We start from the raw sequence: 17,853 nt of genomic DNA, 5'->3' as shown, positions 1-17,853 counted from the left end.
AAAAGAAAGAAAGCTCCTTAGCCTCTGTAGCATTTCCCGCATCGATCGATGCCGCCATGTCGCTGAGTGATGACGAGCAATCCCGGGGCAGATGGCAAAGCGATAGAAGAGAAATGCGTCACAAAGATACAAGATTTCGACATGACCCGTACAATATCATTTTTAGAACGAGTGATACCCAGGAGGTATCAATTTGCGCATCGACCTGCGTCACCTACAGGCCTTCCAAGCGGTTGCCGAGGAGCTGCACTTTCGCCGCGCGGCCGAGCGCCTGCACGTGGCACAACCGGCGCTAAGCCGGACCATCCAGCAACTGGAAGAATCCATCGGCGAGGTTCTGCTGCTGCGCAGCAACAGGCGGGTGGAGCTGACCGAAGCAGGCCGTGCCTTTCTGACTGGCAGCAAGGCGGTGTTCGAACGACTGGATATCGCCGTGGAACTGGCGCGCAAGGCCGGAGCCGGCCTCAATGGTCAACTGAGTATCGGCTATACCGACTTCGCGATATCGGGCGAGCTGCCCAGCATCCTCGATGGCGTCCGCAAGCAGCAGCCGGAAATCCGTATCGAACTGGTCTACGCCTCGACGCAGCAGCAACTCATCGACCTGAAACAGGGCAATATCGACTTCGGCCTGGTCACCGGGCCAATACAGGATCAAGAGTTCGACAGCATCGCAGTGCAGCATGACCGCTTCGTCGCGGTGCTGCCGCAGCGGCATCCGCTCGCCAGCCAGTCCGAGGTCTTGCTGGAGGATCTTGCTCACGAACCTTTTGTCCTGGGCTCCATGCATAGTTGGACCCACTTCCGCCGCCACCTCGACGCGCTGTGCGTCGATGCCGGTTTCCTGCCCAATGTCATACAGGAGGCCTACAACAGCGAAGGTGTGTTCGGCTTCGTGGCGGCGAACATAGGCGTCAGCATCTACGCGGAGTGCTCCAGCAACATCAGTCGCAAGGGAGTGGTCCTGCGCCCGCTCAGAGGGATAGGCAGAAATATCGTCACCGAAGTCGCCTGGGTGAAGGACACGGTGACGCCAATCCAACAGACCTTTATCGACTTCCTCAAACAGTGGAGACCGTCCTCGTAGGATTGGTTGTACAGATGCCTCCCAGAGCTCCCGGACTGCCTCTTCGCGTGATCGCCAACCGCGATCTCAGCCTCAGCAGCTGTGAGCAGGATGGAACCGTCCTGCTCACAGCTGCGTATACCTGGACATAGGCTCGAGAAAGCTCATATGCGGACACGCCAACTCATTCCCAATTACTTTAAGCAAGGTCCTAAGCGCACGTTGCACGGGGGTTTGCTGGCGGGTATCACATCCACGCCTGCGAACCTTGACTTCGACCCGCTCAAGCGAGGGTGACGCGCACAGCAATGCGGCTGGCGCAATCAGGGGTGCCGTGCAGGGGCAGTGCGGGTAGTTTTCCCGCTAACAAGAGGGCAATGGCTACGAGTGCAGAAGTCCGGCAGAGCCCTGGATGACGACAGCACATCCCCGGACCGAGACGCGCCTGCAAGGCGACCAGCGCCGACCAGTGGAGAAACAAGCGGAGAAACAAGAGCGGCAGTAGATAAGACGGTCACCTGCATGCTCAGCGACCATGGGCTCAGCTACTCGTCAGGGAAAGTGATTTAGCCCTAGCAGCATTTCGGCTCTTTGCGGCACAATCGCGCCAAAAATAGGGCGTCAAATTATTTCCACCATTCTGTGACGCACTCCACACACACCGAACAGCCTCAAGGAGTTACGATGCCCCTTCGGCAAAGCCAATTGGCCGCTGCTCTAATCGAACACATCGAGATCGGCGTGATCATTCTCGACTCGGCTTTGCGCATCCAGCACTGGAACCCCTTCATCAGCCGGTGTAGCGGCAAGAATCTCGATCTGGCCCGACAACAGCTACTGACCAGCGCTTTTCCCGAAGCGGAAACACCGCGCTTCGAACAGATGGTCGCGAGGGCCCGGGAGCACGGTGAACACGTCTACACTTTGTGGCGTGACAATCCCTACCTGATCCAGCTGCCCTACGACGCGGTGGGAAATCCGACACCATTGATGCTGCAAAGCACCCTGTTTCTTCCCTTCAGGGATCAGGACGGCCAGCGCCTCTTCGGGCTACTGGTGTACGACGCCACCGACGTTGTGCGCTCCAAGGAAGAACTGAATGCGGCCGTGGATGCCCTTAACGAGAAACAAGTCGAGCAGGATCAGTTGCTCAAGAAGCTCGAGAAGATCAATACCCAGCTCCTTCAATCGGAAAAGCTGGCGGCCATCGGCCAACTCGCCGCCGGCGTCGCGCATGAGATCAACAACCCGATCGGTTACGTCTTCTCCAACCTCAAGACCCTGGCCGGCTATGTCCACGACCTGTTTCGCATTATCGACAGCGTCGACACTGCAGCGAGCCTGGAGGAATTGCGTCATCTCAAACGCCAGTTGGAGTATGACTATATCCGCAGCGATGCCGATGCCTTGATCGGCGAGTCTGAGGATGGCATCGATAGGGTGAAGAAGATCATCAGCTCGCTCAAGGACTTCTCCCACGTCGATGATGAGGAATTTCGCCTTTCCGACCTGCACCGCGGCCTCGACACCACCCTCAACGTGGTCAATAACGAGATCAAATACAAAGCCGAGATAGTCAAGGAGTATGGCGACTTACCACAGGTCGAGTGCATCCCCTCACAGATCAACCAGGTGCTGATGAACCTGCTCGTCAACGCCTCCCACTCCATTGAGGAGTTCGGCCGCATCACCTTGCGCAGCGGCTACGATAATGACTGGGTATGGCTAGAGGTTGAGGACACCGGCAGCGGCATTCCCCCGCACACCCTCAAGCGAATATTCGAGCCATTCTTCACCACCAAACCAGTGGGCCAGGGCACGGGGTTGGGCTTGGCGCTCTCCTATAGCATCATGCAGAAGCACCACGGCAGTATCGAGGTGAGCAGCGAGCTCGGCCAGGGCACGCGTTTTCGTCTCTGGCTTCCGATCAGCCAGCCCCCTGCTGTCGAGACTGAGAGCGGCAGCTGATGACTGAAACCGCCATGCCGTCCCGTGCAACTCTGCTGCTGGTCGATGACGAGGAAAATATCCTCAGGAGCCTGCGCCGCCTGCTACGTCACGAACCCTACGAAATCCTTACCGCCAATGGCGGCGACCAGGCACTGCAACTACTCGCCTCGCACCCTGTCGACCTGGTGATCTCCGATGCGCGCATGCCGGGCATGGATGGCGCCACCCTGCTTACCGAAGTGCAGCGGCGCTGGCCACACTGTATGCGCATTCTGCTAACCGGCCATGCGGATATCAGCACCACGATCAAGGCGATCAATAAGGGACAGATATACCGCTACTTCAGCAAGCCCTGGGAGGACGACGAGCTGCGCCTGAACATCCGCCAGGCCCTTGCCCTCCAGCACACCGAGCGTGAGCGACAGCGTCTGGAGTTGCTCACCCAGCAGCAGAACCAGCGCCTGCAGGAACTCAATACGACCCTTGAGCAACGGGTACGCAGCCGCACCGCTGAGCTGCAGCAGACCGCCGACATGCTCGATCTGGCCTACGAGGAACTGAAAGCCAGCTACATGACCGCCACCGAGGTGTTTTCCAGCCTGATCACTCAGCGCATCCCGCGCGAAAAACAGACCAACAGCCAGGTGATCACCTTGGTCCGGGCTTATGCCGAGCAACACGGCCTCAGCGAAGGAGCTGGTCGGGACCTAACCATGGCTGCGGCACTGTATAACCTCGGCAAGCTGACCTGGAACGACAGCCTCCTCAAGAGCCCGTCGGACCTGCTGTACAAGAACGAACGTCAGAGCTACCGGCGATACCCGCTGCAGGGCGAGAGCCTGCTGATGAGTCTCGAGCCGCTGCAAGATGCGGCGCGAATTATCCGCCACCATCAGGAACGCTGGGACGGCAGCGGCTTTCCCGATCGTCTCAAGGGCGAGGACATACCCTTCGGCTCGCGCCTGCTCAAGCTGGCAGTAGACTTCATTGAACTGCAGCATGGCCTGGTACTGGAGCGTTGCCTGAGCCGTGACGAGGCTCTGCTGCTGATCCAGAAGTACGCCGGCAAGCTCTACGATCCCCAGTTGTGCGAACGTTTCATCCAGCTGTGCACCGATCTGGCATCCGACTTGGCCGTCACCGATCCCAGCATTCAGGTGATCGACACCAGACGCCTGGAGCCCGGCATGCAGCTGGCGCGGAACCTCAACGCGGCGAACGGCAATCTGCTGCTCAATGAGGGCAAGCAGTTCACCCGTGCACTGATCGATAAGCTGATTGCCTTCGAAGAGAGCGAGGGCGCCCGCTACACCCTGTTCGTCCGCTCGCCCTCCGCGTCCTGTGCGCCAGCCAAGGAGACCGTTTGATGTTCAAGATTCAATTGGTGGACGACGAGCCGCAGATCCTCAAATCCTTGCAGCGGGTATTGCGTGCATCGGATTGGGAGGTCCAGGGGTTCGATGACCCTTATCAGGCCCTTGAGGCGCTGACGGAGCACGACTACGCCGTGATCCTATCCGATTACCAGATGCCACATCTGAACGGCGTTACCTATCTGAGTTTTGCCAAGCAACGCCAGCCCCATGCAATGCGCCTGTTGCTGACAGGCCACGGCGACCGCCAGACCATGATGCAGGCAATCAACCGGGCGGAAATCTATCGCTTTATCTCGAAGCCCTGGGAGGATTGCGAGGTACAGGCCGCCGTGCGCTCGGCCACAGAGCTCTATCAATTGCGCCTAGAGAATCAGCGCCGGCTCGACCAAGTGCACAGGCAGCAGACCACCCTGCACCGCCAGAAACAAGAGTTGCTGCGTCTGGAGCGGGAAAATCCTGGCCTCACTCAAGTTCGCCGCGACGAAGACGGCGCTATAGTGCTTAATGAACTGGATGATCCCGAGGATGGCTGATTTTCAAGCGAATGAACGCAAACTCAACCTCAAGGTGGTCTATTACGGTCCGGCGCTCAGCGGCAAGACCACCAACCTGATGCAGCTGCACAGCCTGCTCAACCCGCAGCGCAAGGGCGAACTGATGGTCCTGGAGACCCGCGACGACCGCACCCTGTTCTTCGACCTTCTGCCGATCGGTTTGCGCAGTCGCAGCGGGCTCGACCTGCGCCTCAAGCTCTACACGGTGCCCGGACAGGTACAGCACGACAGCACGCGCAAGGCCGTGCTGGCGCGCGCCGACGGAGTGATGTTCGTCGCGGACTCTGCCCCCGCTCAGCAGGACAACAACGCCACCGCGTTCGACAACCTGGCCGATAATCTGCAGAAGCTGGGCATGGACATCGACCGGCTGCCGCTGGTGGTTCAGTTCAACAAACGCGACCTGAGTGACGCCATCGATGCCGCCGAGCTGCAAACGCGCTGGTCCGCCACACCTTGGGCGCCGCTCAGCCTGGCCAGCGCCCTGCATGGCCAGGGGGTGGTGGAAAGCCTACGCGCGCTACTAGCGCGTATCTACCCGGCACTGGACCGGGAGTTCTCCCTGGCCGATCAATACGGTCTAGATGACCAGGCCTTCATTCAGCAGCTCAGCGCGGCCCACGCAGCGTCCCATGCTTAGTTTCGAAGAGGACCCCAGCCTGCCTGAGCTGCTGTCCATAGAGCAGCAACAGCGCCTGTGTCGCCTGCTCGGCGAGCTGGGTGGCGGCTCACTGCAGATCAGTGAAAAGCCAGAGGCCGACGCGGAACCGGTGGAGCTGAATCTGGAGACGCTCGGCTGGCTGCATGGCGACCTCTCCAGTGAACGCCGCCAGGCGGCCGCGCGCCTGCTCGAAACGATACTGGTGCATATCGTCAAATATCGCCTCGCCGCCAATCTGCACCATGACACCACCGAAGCCAGCTATGCCGAACTGCAGAGTCGCAATCGCGCCCTGCAGGCCTCCCGCGCCCGCTACAAGGCCCTGTCCGAACAATTGCAGGAGCGGGTCGAGGCCCAGGTTAAGCTGGTTGAGCAAGCCCAGCGACAGCTCTACGAAAGTGCCCGCCTACGTGCCATCGGCCAGTTAGCCGCAGGTGTTGCCCATGAGATCAACAACCCGCTGGGCTTCATCAGCAGCAACCTGCGAGTGGCCGCCGAGTACCTCACCGAGCTGGACAACAAGTTGCAGGGCAACGAGGCCGCCGTAGAGTTGCTGGAGGACTTTCGCGCCTTGCTGCAGGAGTCTCTCGATGGTAGCCAGCGCATCGCCAACATAGTCGCCGACCTGAAGACCTTCTCCAATATCGACCAGGCCGACTTCGTGCCCTGCGACCTCAACGCCTTGCTCATCAGCACCTGCCACCTGTTGCAGGCGGAAACCCCGCGCGCTCAGGTTATCCAGCTCGACCTCGGCGAGCTGCCCGCGCTGGCAGGCTTCCCGGCCAAACTCACCCAGGCCTTCTATAACCTGCTGGACAATGCGCTCAAGGCACTGGGCGAGCACGGCCACATACGGGTCACCAGCCGCAGCACCCGCCAGACCGTGGAAATCACCATAGAAGACGACGGCTGCGGCATTGCCGAGGAAAACCTGGGCCGGGTCTTCGACCCCTTCTTCACCACCCGCGATGTCGGTGCCGGTACCGGCCTAGGGCTGTGCGTAGCTCGTGACACCCTTGCCGCCCACCAGGCCGACATTCAACTGGACAGCCAGGTTGGCCGCGGTACCCGCGCCATTCTGCGCTTCGCCCTGAACTGAGGAACGAGCATGGCCAGACGTTATGCTTCCTTGTTCGTCGGCGATGGCGCAATGACTCATGCGCCCGACAGCGCCGCGACGAAGCCTTACAGGTTGCTGCTGGTGGATGACGAGGCCAATATCCTCGCCGCGCTCAGGCGCGTGCTGCAGCGCGAGAATTACCAGCTGCACTTCGCCCGCAATGCCAGCGAGGCGCTGAGCATCCTGGAAAACCAGGCGGTCGAACTGGTCATCAGCGACTTCATGATGCCCGGCATGAATGGCAGCGAGCTGTTGCGGCGCATTCGCGAACGTTGGCCGGACACCATCCGCATCATGCTTACCGGGCACGCCAATACCGACGCGGTCATGGGCTCGATCACGGATGGCGCAGTCTACCGCTTCATCCTCAAGCCCTGGAACGACGACGACCTGCGCCTGACCATTGCCCTGGCCCTGGAGCAGTACGAGCTGATGCGGCGCAACCGCGCCCTGGAACAGGAAAACAAGAAGCAGCACCGCGACCTGGAAACCCTGGCCAAGCTGGGCGTCACCAACCGCAGCCAGCTGGCCATCTTGCTGCACAAGAAGAACCTGCTCAATGCCCAGCAGATCCAGCAACTGCACAAGGAGATGCAGACCCACAAGAGCTCTGTTCTGCGTCAGCTCCTGCAACACGACTGGGTACCGACCCAGAAGATCTACCAGCTGCTGCACGACGACCTGATGTTCGAGGAGATCGACCTGCGCGAGTTCCAGGTCGATGCCTCCTTGCTGTCACTGATTCCCCAGGCCGTCTGCACCCGCCAGCTGGTGCTGCCGCTGCGGGTGGTGAACAAACGCCTGCGACTGGCCATGGCCGACCCGATGGATCAGGGCCTGATCGACGAACTGGGCTTCGTCTGCGGCCTCAGCATCCATCCGCTGCTCTGCGAGGCCGAGCAGATGCAGGCCAAGCTGACGGAAATCTTCGGCGCGCCCGGGCAGCACCTGGAAGACATCGCCACCGTGGTCGGCAGCAGCGATCCTTATGAAGGCATCGAGATCATTCTCGACGAGGATGGCAGCGAGAACCTCGAGGAACTGCTCGGCAGCTCCGAGGATCCACCGGCCATCCGCCTGGTCAATGCGATCATTCTCGAAGCCCTGCGTCTGGGCGCCAGCGACATTCACATTCACCCGCGAACCAAGCAGGTCATCGTCCGCTATCGCATCGATGGCGTGCTGCAGGACAAGATCCAGGTGCCGAGCAGCCTGCTGATGGCCGTGGTTTCGCGGATCAAGGTAATGGCCGAGCTGGACATCACCGAACGGCGGCGCCCCCAGGATGGCCGCATCACGGTCAAGACGGCGATGCGTATCTGCGACCTGCGCATTTCCACCCTGCCCACCATCAATGGCGAAAAGGTGGTGATGCGCGTTCTGGAGCGCCAGTCGGCGGCGCAGTCGCTGGAAGACCTCGGTCTGTCGCCGCATAACCTCGAGCGGCTGATGCGCGTGGTCAGCAAGCCGCAGGGAATCGTCCTCGCCACCGGCCCCACCGGCAGTGGCAAGACCACCACCCTCTATGCCCTGCTGCAGCACGAGGCCAGCTCGGAGAAGAACTACGTCACCATCGAGGATCCGGTGGAGTTCCACGTCGACCTGGCCGGCCAGGTTCCGGTGCGTGAGCGCATCGGCCTGAGCTTCGCCCACATCCTGCGCGCCATCCTGCGCCAGGACCCGGACGTGATCCTGCTCGGCGAGATCCGCGACGAAGAGACCGCCGATGTGGCCTTCCATGCCGCCCTCACCGGCCACCTGGTGTTCTCCACCCTGCACACCAATTCGGCGGTGGCCACCATCGCGCGCCTGCTCGACCTGGGCCTGAAACCCTATGTGCTGGCCTCGGCACTGGAAGCGATCATCGCCCAGCGCCTGGTCCGGCGCATCTGCCTGCGCTGCCGGGAAGAAGTCGAACCACCGCTGGAAGCGCTCAAGCGCCTGGGAACGGACTTTGCCGCTGCCGAGTTGCGCTTCTACCGCGGCCGAGGCTGCAGCCACTGCCACCAGGGTTACAAGGGCCGCGTCGGCATTCACGAGGTGCTCACCCTGAACGACGCATTGCGCGACGCCATCATCGTGGGAGTCGGGGTCACCCAGCTGCAGGACCTGGCCCGTCAACAGGGCATGCTTACCCTGCTCGACGACGCCCGCGACAAGCTGCAGCAGGGCCTGACCACCGCCGAAGAGCTGCTGCGCCTGCTCGGCCCGCAGGATTTGCCAGAATGAACACATCAACCCGCTCTTTGATCGCCATCTCTTACCTGTATGCGCTGACATTCGCCCTGTTAGGCCTGAGCATCCTTGCCCTGCTCGGTTTTTACTCGACCGAGCAGCCCAGTCCTTACAACGTCGTGATGCTGCCAGACAGCGCCCTGGGCTTCCTGTTTGCCGGACTCTGCCTGCTTGGGGCGACGCGCGGCCTGCGGCGCCTGTGTCTGAGCAGCGCCGGCCTGCTGCTGGGCCTGGGCCTGTACAGCCTGGTTCACAATGCCTGGGACGCGAAGGACGGACTCGGCCTGTCGCTGCTCAGTAGCTTCATGCGTATCACCGACGGCCAGGCGCTACTCTATTGCATGCTGGCTGTCGGCTTGTCTTGCACGGCCAATTTTCGCGCCTCGCGGCTGTTGCGCCAGGGTATTGGCGTGGCCGTCATCACCCTGGCTGCAACCTCAATAATGGCAAGCTGGTGGCCGGCGCTGGAGGATTTCCGGCTCAGTGCCAGGTACCTTAACCACAATCTGAACAACCTTTTCTTTATCCTGATGGGGGTCGCCACGGTAATCTTGAGCCAGCTGGGCGCCGCCAACGCGTCCAAGACGAATGTCCAAGGTCTGGCCCCAAGCGCCATCGGCATCGGACTCACCTGCCTGGCCTGGTACCTGCTTACGCTGCAGGACCTCAAGAGCGTTCAGCAGCTGGCAGAGCAATACTTGGAGAAGTCTGCTTACCGCCTGGAGCCCCTCCTGCGGGAGCATCGCCAACAACTCGAGCACATAGTCTACGACTGGCCGAAGCTGCGCTCGTCAGACAATTGGATGCAACTCCAGATCGGCAGCCACCTAAGAGCCCACCCTGAGCTTGCACTGTTCGTTCTGCTGGACAGCGACCTGCAAGTGCTTTCACCATCGCCACGAACCTCCAGCGCGCGCGGGGAACCCGAGCGACTACTGGCTGAACCCGCTGTCCGCGACTGGCTACTCGAAATGCTGCGCCAGCCAGCCAGCGCTGTGCATATCAGCATATCGCCAGTCTCCACCGCAGGTTCGCAAGACATGCTTCTTGCCATGCCCCTGTATCGACTTCGGCAGCCTCCTCGGCTGCTGCTGAGCGTGCTGCGGATCGAGAATCGACCGTATTCTGAAGGGGGCGACTTCTGGTTTGAGCTAGTGAATCGCCCATCGGCGACATCGACAATCAACACCGCACAGGAATCGCCGCTCGAGCGCCCTATCGGCGTGCGCAGACTTGACTTGGGTACTGGCGACGAGTGGGGGTTACGGCTCTACCTGCAGAACCCGCAAGATGTCTACATCATGTCTTACCTGCCGGCATTCGTCATGCTGCTGGGTGTGGGGCTGGGCTGCGCCCTGATCCTCAGCAAACTGCTGGCGAACCTAGCAGGCGAAGGCAACTTCCTGCTGCAGCAGACCAACACGCGACTCAGCAGCAGCCTGCAGCGCCAGCAGCAGTTGCAGATGCTCAACGAACGGATCATGCAGCACTCCGTCGATATGCTCTGCTCACTCGATCAGCAGGGCCGCTTCACCCACGTCAGTGCTGCCTGTACGGCGCTTCTCGGTTATGCGCCAGAAGAGTTGATTGGCCGCAACTTCATCGAGTTCGTCGTGCCCGAGGATCGTCGTCGCGCCCGAGCAACAAGCCAGGCCCTGCAAGATGGCGTGGCTATCATCGGATACCGCAACCGTTATCGGCGCAAAGATGGCAGCACGGTACATGTCCGCTGGTCAAGCGTCTGGGTGGAGGCCGAGCGCAGCACCTTCGCCGTAGGCCACGACATCTCGGACCTGGTGCGTCAGGAAGCCTATGCCAAAAACCAGCGGGCCATTCTGCGGATGATCAGTACCGACCAGCCACTGACGGACATCCTCGATGCCATCTGCCGCATGGCCGAAGCTTATGAGCCGGGGACGTCCTGTTCAATTCTGCGCGCCAGCAATACAGGAGGCCTGCGCCTGATCGCCGCACCCAGCCTGCCAAAAGCCTTTATCCAGCAATTCGAGAAGCACCTAGCACAGCCCGAGGCCAGGGCCTGCTCGGCGGCTCTGCTGACCCACCAGCAAGGCGCAATTGCCGACATCGCCAGCGATCCGCGTTGCCAGAGCTGCCGCGACGTCGCGTTGGCGCATGGCCTCAAGGCCTGCCGGTCGAGCCCGCTGCTCAGTCGCGATGACGAGACGCTAGGCAGCCTCATCCTCTATCAGCGCAACCCCATGGCTCCCGACTGTGACCAGCAGCAGCTGTTGGTTACTGCCGCGCAACTGGCCACCCTTGCAGTGGAGCGCGAACGCGACCATCGCAGTCTGCAACAGAGCCAACAACGCTTTCGTTCCCTCTACAGCTTCACTCCCAGCGCCATACTGTCCCTGGATCTGGCCGGCCGCATAGAATCCATCAACGCTTCCGCTATCCAGCTGTTCGGTGTCAGTGAGGCACGATTGCAGGGGCGAATGGGTGCCGAGCTGCTGGCAGCCGAGGGGCGGGACGACGCAGAACAACACTTCAAGGCCGCCTGCAGCGGCGAGGCAAGACGCTTCGAGTGCTCCAGCAAGAGTCTCAGCGGCGATGTGCTGGAACTGGAACTCACCTATCTGCCGATCAAGATAGACGGGCGTATCACTGGTGTATTCGCGATCGCCTATGACGTCGGCAAGCGTAATCAGATGACGCGCGACCTCAGGCAAGCCCTGTGCCACTCCGAGCACCAGGCCCTTCTGCTCAGCGACCTGAATACAGTGGCGTTGAGCATGAACCGCTATCCTGAGCGCCAGGCATTGCTCGACTACCTGGCCGTCCAGTTGCGCACACTGATTGGCGCCCACCAGTCGGCCATCAGCCTGCGCCAGGGCGAGGGTTTGCGACAGTGGCTCATGGCTTTTTCACTCTCGGACAAGTATGCAGCCTGGCGCGACTATCAAACGCCGGCCAACGGCAATGGTATCTATCGACTGATCTGCGAAAACAATCAACCGATGCTGCTGACCCAGGAACAACTGCAGGCTCACCCAGAGTGGCGCGGTTTTTCCGATGAAGCATCTCGCCACCCGCCGATGCGTGGCTGGCTGGCGGTGCCGCTCAAGAGCAACGACGGCGAAAACCTCGGCCTGCTCCAGCTTTCCGATAAATATGACGACGAATTCAACGAAGATGACCTGGCCATTGCCCAGCAATTCGCCCAAATGAGCGTCGCCGCCCTGGAAAACCTCCGACTGATACAGGAGGTGCGTGAAGCCGAGCAGCGCCTGCAGGCACAGCTGAACTTCACCATGGCCATCACCAACAGCGTAGGCGAGGGGCTGATCGCCATTGATGGCAATGGCCTGGTGACCTTTGTCAACCCCCAAGCAGCGGAACTGCTGGACAGCACAATCGAGGCATTGCAAGGACAACGCTTGCCAAGTCTGATGCCCATTTCGCTCCCGGTCAGCCGACTCGACGATCAAGCCGAAAGCCTGGCACAGGGCACCTGCGCGCTGGAGCAGGACGGCACCTGTAGACACATCGCTTACGCCATCACTTCGCTACTGCATGATCAGCAGCCGAGCGGCTGGGTCCTGGCCTTCCGCGATATCAGCCTCCAGGCTCAAGCAGAGCGGAGCCTGCAAGAGCGCGACCAACTCTTCACCCTCTCGCTGGAGCTGTTTTGCCTGCTCGACTCACAGGGCCATGTACTGCAGGTCAACCCGGCCTTCATTGCAGTGCTGGGTTATCCTGCCGAAGCGGTAGTTGGCCACTCCTGTCTGAACGTGATTGACCCGCAAGATCATGTCAGATTGCAGGAGAGCCTGATCCGTTTGCGCACTGGGCAGCCGCTTAGCGACCTGGAAATTCGCGCAATCGATGTTCAGGGGCAGGTACTCTGGCTGCAGATCAGTGCCGCTCTCAGCGACGACCAGATCGTCTATTGTGCGGCGCGCGACATCACTGAGCGCAAAGCTACAGAACAACGGTTGCGCACAACCCTGACGGAGCTGCAGCGCAGCAATAACGAACTGCAGGAATTTGCCTACGTGGCCTCCCACGACCTGCAGGAGCCCCTGCGCAAGATCCAGTCGTTCAGCGAGCGACTGATAACGAATTCGAATGACATGAATGAGCAGAGTCGCGACTACCTGCAACGCATGAGAAGTGCCGCCGAACGCATGCAGGCACTGATCCGCGACCTGTTGAGCTATTCGCGAGTCGGCTCGCGGCATCAGCCCTTGGTGGCGGTTGATCTCGACCGAATTCTTGACGAAGTATTGAGGGACATGGAAGTTACTCTGGAAGGCAGCCAGGCGATAATCCAGCGTGCCCCCCTGCCGCCGCTACTGGGCGATGCGAGTCAGCTGCGGCAACTCTTGCAGAACCTGCTGACTAACGCGGTCAAGTTCCGTCAGCCAGGGCAGGCGCCCCACATCCGCGTCTATGCTGAACAGGACGGTGCAATGATGTGGACGCTCTGTATCGAGGATCAAGGCATTGGCTTCGACGAAAAGTATCTGGATCGTATCTTCGCCCCCTTTCAGCGCCTGCACGCACGCCAGACGTACCCAGGTACCGGCATTGGCCTGGCCATCGTCAAGAAGATCGTCGACCGCCATCAGGCGCAGATCACTGCTCACAGCCGCCCCGGACGGGGCAGCACCTTCCGCATTACATTCCCGGCACTACAAATAGACGCTACGAATTTAGGACGGAACCTATGACTTCTTATCAACCGATTAGAATCCTGATCGCCGATGACGACCCCGATGACTGCTTGCTGATGCGCGACGCCTTCGAAGAAAACCGGCTGGTCAGCGAAGTCAGCTTTGTACATGACGGCGTAGAGTTGCTTGAACATCTCAAGGGCTGTGTCGAATCCGAGACGCTGAAGCTACCAGGCCTGATTCTACTCGACTTGAATATGCCGCTAATGGATGGCCGCGAGGCGCTGCAGGTGATCAAAACAGACGCCCAACTACGCAGTATCCCAGTGGTGGTGCTAAGCACCTCGAGCGAAGCGCGTGATGTGGCTGATAGCTATGAGCACGGCGCCAATGCCTATGTGACCAAGCCCAGCAGCTACTCGGACCTGACCAGGGTCGCGCAGACGCTCAGCGATCACTGGCTGGAGACTGTCCAACTACCCGGCGAGCCCAACACTCATGAGCGCTAGTACGCCCCTGCGAATTCTTTTGATCGACGATGATGAAGACGATTACCTGATTACCCGTGAGCTTCTGCAAGAAGCCGAGCAGTTGCACTGCCAACTGGACTGGATCAGTAACTATGATGCGGGCAGGCAGGCCCTGCATCGTCAGGAATACGATCTGTATTTGATCGATTACCGCATCGACGCCGACATTGGCCTCGATCTGATCGCCGATGCCCAGTGCCAGCGGCTGAACGCACCGATGATCCTGCTGACGGGTCAGGGCGATCAGGCACTGGACGCCCATGCCGTAGAAATGGGCGCCGCCGACTATCTGATCAAGGGTCAGTTCGATGGCCAAGTGCTGGGCCGCAGTATCCGATATGCACTCAGCCGCGCCCAAACCACGGCGGCCTTGAGCGCAAGCGAATACCGCTACCGCTTGTTGTTCGATGCAAACCCCAACCCAGTCTATGTATTTCATCGCGACACCATGCGCATCCTCGAGGTCAACGAGGCGATGATGCAGCTCTATGGCTACTCACGCGATGAACTCTTGGACATGACCGTAGTGCAACTTCGCCCCTCCGCCCATCAGGAGTACTTTCTTCAGCAATACCGCTCCTTTCTAGCTGAGGCCAGAATTTCCGAAGTTGAAATCTGGACTCACCGAACTAGAACCGACCAGGAAATACAAGTCGAAATACAGTGGCATACCCTCGACTATGACGGTTTGCCGGCCATTCTGGTGCTGGTCAATGACGTAACCGAAAAGCTCAAGGCGCGTCAAGAATCGGAGCGCAAAGAGCGGGCGTTTCGTCAACTGCTGAGCGACAGTCGAGATGGCATTCTGGTCGTCGATCACGAGGACAGGGTGCACTATGCGAACCCGGCGGCAGAAGCGCTGCTTGAAGCCCCGCTGAGTCAGCTGCGCGATCATCGTCTACACCTACCCGAGGAACCCTGCTCTCAGTGTGACTGGTCTATTGCACTCGAGAGCGGCCAGGCCTTGGAAGTAGAGATTCAATGCGCGCAAACGGAATGGGACGGCCAACCGATGCGTCTGCTGTCGTTACGCGATGTCCGCGCTCGCAAAGAATCGGAAAAGCAGTTACACCTACTTGGGCGCTGCCTGGATGCCACTGACAGCGGCATCATGATCTGCGATGCACAAGCGAAAGATGTTCCTATCATCTATGTAAACCCAGCATTCGAGCGCATAACAGGCTACAGCGCCGACGAATCCATCGGTCGCAATCCGCGCTTTCTTCATGGAGGGGAGTCTGATCAAACTGGTATCGATGATATTCGTCGGGCCATTCAGGGAAAACGCGAGGTGCATGCAGTAGTACGTGACTATCGCAAAGATGGCTCGCCGTTCTGGAATAGCCTGTACATCTCCCCGGTGCCTGATCGAAAGGGCACCATCACCCATTTCATTGGCGTACAGAGTGATATATCCGAACAGAAGAGATTCGAATCTCAACTGGCCTACAACGCCAGTCACGATGTACTTACTGGCCTGCCCAACCGCTCACTGCTAACGGATCGCCTCAACCAGGGCTATCAAATCAGTCAGCGTTACAACCGCAGTCTCGCGGTAATGTTCATCGATCTGGACGGCTTCAAACCGATCAATGACAGCCTGGGCCACGAAGTCGGCGATAAGATCCTCATCCAGGTGGCCCAACGCCTGAGCCAACAAGTCCGCCCCGGTGATACCGTGGCGCGACTGGGGGGAGACGAATTCATCGTCATTTTGCCCGACCTAGCCCACGAAGAGGACGTGGTACTTGTGGCCGATCGCATCATTGACAGTATCGCCACCCCCTATGGCGTCGATAACGTGGAGTTGCACATCACCGCGAGCATAGGCATCAGCCTGAGTAGCAGCAATATGCAGATCGGCCGGCCCGACCAGCTTATCCTGCAGGCAGACCTAGCCATGCAGATCGCCAAGAAGCAGGGGCGGAACAACTACCAATGGTACACCCGGGATCTTGAACAAAAGGTCGGTGAGCGCGTCAACCTACGCATTCAGTTGCAGAAAGCCATAGAAACCGAAGCAATGAACCTCCACTACCAACCACAGTTCGATGGTCTGAGTGGCCGGGTGGTCGGTTACGAGGCGCTTCTGCGCTGGCAACACCCTGAACTCGGCCACATTTCCCCCTTGCAGTTCATTCCGCTGGCCGAAGACACGGGGCAGATCATTCCATTGAGCGAATGGGTACTGAAAACTGCCTGCCGCGACGCCCGCTCACTCTTGGATCAGGGCTTCAAGGGGGCACTGATGGCAGTGAACATCTCGCCGGTGCAGTTTCAACGCAGCAACTTCGTCGAGCGCGTGCGCACTATCTTAGAGCAGACCGGATTACCGGCAGAAATGCTGGAGTTGGAAATCACCGAAACCGTGTTGGTGGATAATCCAGAAAGAGCCGTGGATACCATACAAAGACTCAAGCAACTTGGCGTTTGCCTGGCGATAGATGATTTCGGCACGGGTTTTTCCAGCCTCAACTACCTCAAGCGCCTGCCGATCGATAAGGTCAAGATCGACCGCTCCTTCGTTCAAGACATCATCAGCAACCAGCATGACGCCGCAATCTCCCAAGGCATCATTTCTATGGCCCACCACCTAAAGCTCAAGGTAATTGCCGAAGGGGTGGAAACCGAAGCACAGTTTTCTTTCCTGAAAAAGAGTCGCTGCGAAGAGTTCCAAGGCTATTTTTTTGCCAAACCCATGCCACTAGAGCAACTGGAGCAATTCCTCCAACAGCAGTCCAAGAACTTGGCGAAACCCCTCGAAAAATCCGAGGGTAACGGCTCACAGACGCTGCTATTGCTCGATGACGAAGAAAATATCATGCGGGCACTGACGCGCGTGTTGCGCCCGGAAGGCTATCGGATACTCACCGCAAACAATGCTCAGGATGCCTTTGCGCTACTGGCCAAATCAGATGTCCACGTCATCATTTCTGATCAACGCATGCCAGAAATGAGCGGCACCGAATTTTTCAGCCGGGTCAAGAGTCTCTATCCGCAGACCATACGCATTGTCTTGTCCGGCTATACCGATCTTAAGTCGGTGACCGATGCAATCAACCAGGGGGCAATCTACAAGTTCCTGACAAAGCCTTGGGACGACATGCAACTGCGCGCCACCGTCGCCCAGGCTTTCCAGCATCATAGACAGGCAAGTGCGGACAAGGAAGATGCGGAAAAGGACTGAATCGCCCACTGAAAAACGTACTGGGTTTACACAACTAGCGAATTAGGGCCGGTCGCCTGCATGTTAGTACGCCGATTCAGACGTCACGACGGGCATCGACTGCCCGAGCCAATACCGGCGCGACCGTTGATGCACTACGGATACCTAGCTAGCCCCCAGAACCTCTTTCGCCAAATACCAATTGGCTTGAGCGATTTCGCAAGCCCGATCAGTGATATCAGCAGAGCCCCCTCAGCAATGCTCAGATGGAGAAGGTCGGAAATTCGTCCATAGTGGCCATTTGACGACGCCAGCCAGATAGCGTTCAGCTCCGTGTCACCGACGAGCATGTTTCCAGCGCTTGCCGGCGTTGCTCCAGGCGCTACACGACTACCGCAGCTAATGCATGCACCACACCCGCACATAACCGATCTGTAGTGGTCAACCCATCCCGGACAGTGGGTTAAGTTTTTCTTCGGCCACCGCAGGTGGTAGCCCGTCGTTGTATTGATGCGGTCTGATCCAGTTGTAACGGTGCATCAAGTAATGACTGATGTC

General features: G+C 59.3%; 10 protein-coding genes. All 10 read left to right on the top strand.

All coding sequences use genetic code 11. The annotated features are described in order from the left end of the window. Window positions 1-193 precede the first annotated feature (193 nt). The 10 genes from AB5S05_RS20515 to AB5S05_RS20470 all read left to right on the top strand — a co-directional run bounded on the left by AB5S05_RS20515 (window position 194) and on the right by AB5S05_RS20470 (window position 17,316). Window positions 194-1,087 (top strand): LysR substrate-binding domain-containing protein, encoded by an 894-nt coding sequence (locus AB5S05_RS20515; protein WP_369289379.1) that lies wholly within the window; start codon window positions 194-196, stop codon window positions 1,085-1,087. Between the two features lie 663 nt (window positions 1,088-1,750). Further along, a complete protein-coding gene (locus AB5S05_RS20510; protein WP_369289378.1) occupies window positions 1,751-3,034 on the top strand; it encodes an ATP-binding protein in 1,284 nt (427 codons plus the stop codon). Then, window positions 3,034-4,383 (top strand): response regulator c-di-GMP phosphodiesterase, NosR family, encoded by a 1,350-nt coding sequence (gene nosR, locus AB5S05_RS20505; RefSeq protein ID WP_369289377.1) that lies wholly within the window; start codon window positions 3,034-3,036, stop codon window positions 4,381-4,383. Before AB5S05_RS20510 ends, nosR begins: the two co-directional genes overlap by 1 nt. Continuing rightward, entirely contained in the window at window positions 4,383-4,925 is a 543-nt protein-coding gene (locus AB5S05_RS20500; RefSeq protein ID WP_369289376.1) for a response regulator, read from the top strand. The genes nosR and AB5S05_RS20500 overlap by 1 nt, the downstream gene beginning before the upstream one ends. After that, the gene (locus AB5S05_RS20495) at window positions 4,918-5,586 is read left to right on the top strand and encodes a GTP-binding protein (protein WP_369289375.1); all 669 of its coding nucleotides are present in this window, start codon (window positions 4,918-4,920) and stop codon (window positions 5,584-5,586) included. The genes AB5S05_RS20500 and AB5S05_RS20495 overlap by 8 nt, the downstream gene beginning before the upstream one ends. Continuing rightward, window positions 5,579-6,706 (top strand): sensor histidine kinase, encoded by a 1,128-nt coding sequence (locus AB5S05_RS20490; protein WP_369289374.1) that lies wholly within the window; start codon window positions 5,579-5,581, stop codon window positions 6,704-6,706. Before AB5S05_RS20495 ends, AB5S05_RS20490 begins: the two co-directional genes overlap by 8 nt. A 9-nt stretch (window positions 6,707-6,715) precedes the next feature. Further along, the gene (locus AB5S05_RS20485; protein ID WP_369289373.1) at window positions 6,716-8,956 is read left to right on the top strand and encodes an ATPase, T2SS/T4P/T4SS family; all 2,241 of its coding nucleotides are present in this window, start codon (window positions 6,716-6,718) and stop codon (window positions 8,954-8,956) included. Further along, window positions 8,953-13,656 (top strand): PAS domain S-box protein, encoded by a 4,704-nt coding sequence (locus AB5S05_RS20480; RefSeq protein WP_369289372.1) that lies wholly within the window; start codon window positions 8,953-8,955, stop codon window positions 13,654-13,656. The genes AB5S05_RS20485 and AB5S05_RS20480 overlap by 4 nt, the downstream gene beginning before the upstream one ends. After that, window positions 13,653-14,108: a response regulator gene (locus AB5S05_RS20475; RefSeq protein WP_369289371.1), complete on the top strand. Its 456-nt coding sequence runs from the start codon at window positions 13,653-13,655 to the stop codon at window positions 14,106-14,108. Before AB5S05_RS20480 ends, AB5S05_RS20475 begins: the two co-directional genes overlap by 4 nt. Continuing rightward, complete coding sequence (locus AB5S05_RS20470) at window positions 14,098-17,316, top strand: EAL domain-containing protein (protein ID WP_369289370.1); 3,219 nt, start codon at window positions 14,098-14,100, stop codon at window positions 17,314-17,316. The genes AB5S05_RS20475 and AB5S05_RS20470 overlap by 11 nt, the downstream gene beginning before the upstream one ends. The last annotated feature ends 537 nt before the right edge of the window (window positions 17,317-17,853 follow it).

The organism is Pseudomonas zhanjiangensis, from assembly GCF_041027545.1.
Classification (GTDB): Bacteria; Pseudomonadota; Gammaproteobacteria; order Pseudomonadales; family Pseudomonadaceae; genus Aquipseudomonas; species Aquipseudomonas zhanjiangensis.
The sequence above is the reverse complement of the archived record's forward strand: the minus strand, read 5'-3'. Positions and strand labels throughout refer to the sequence as shown.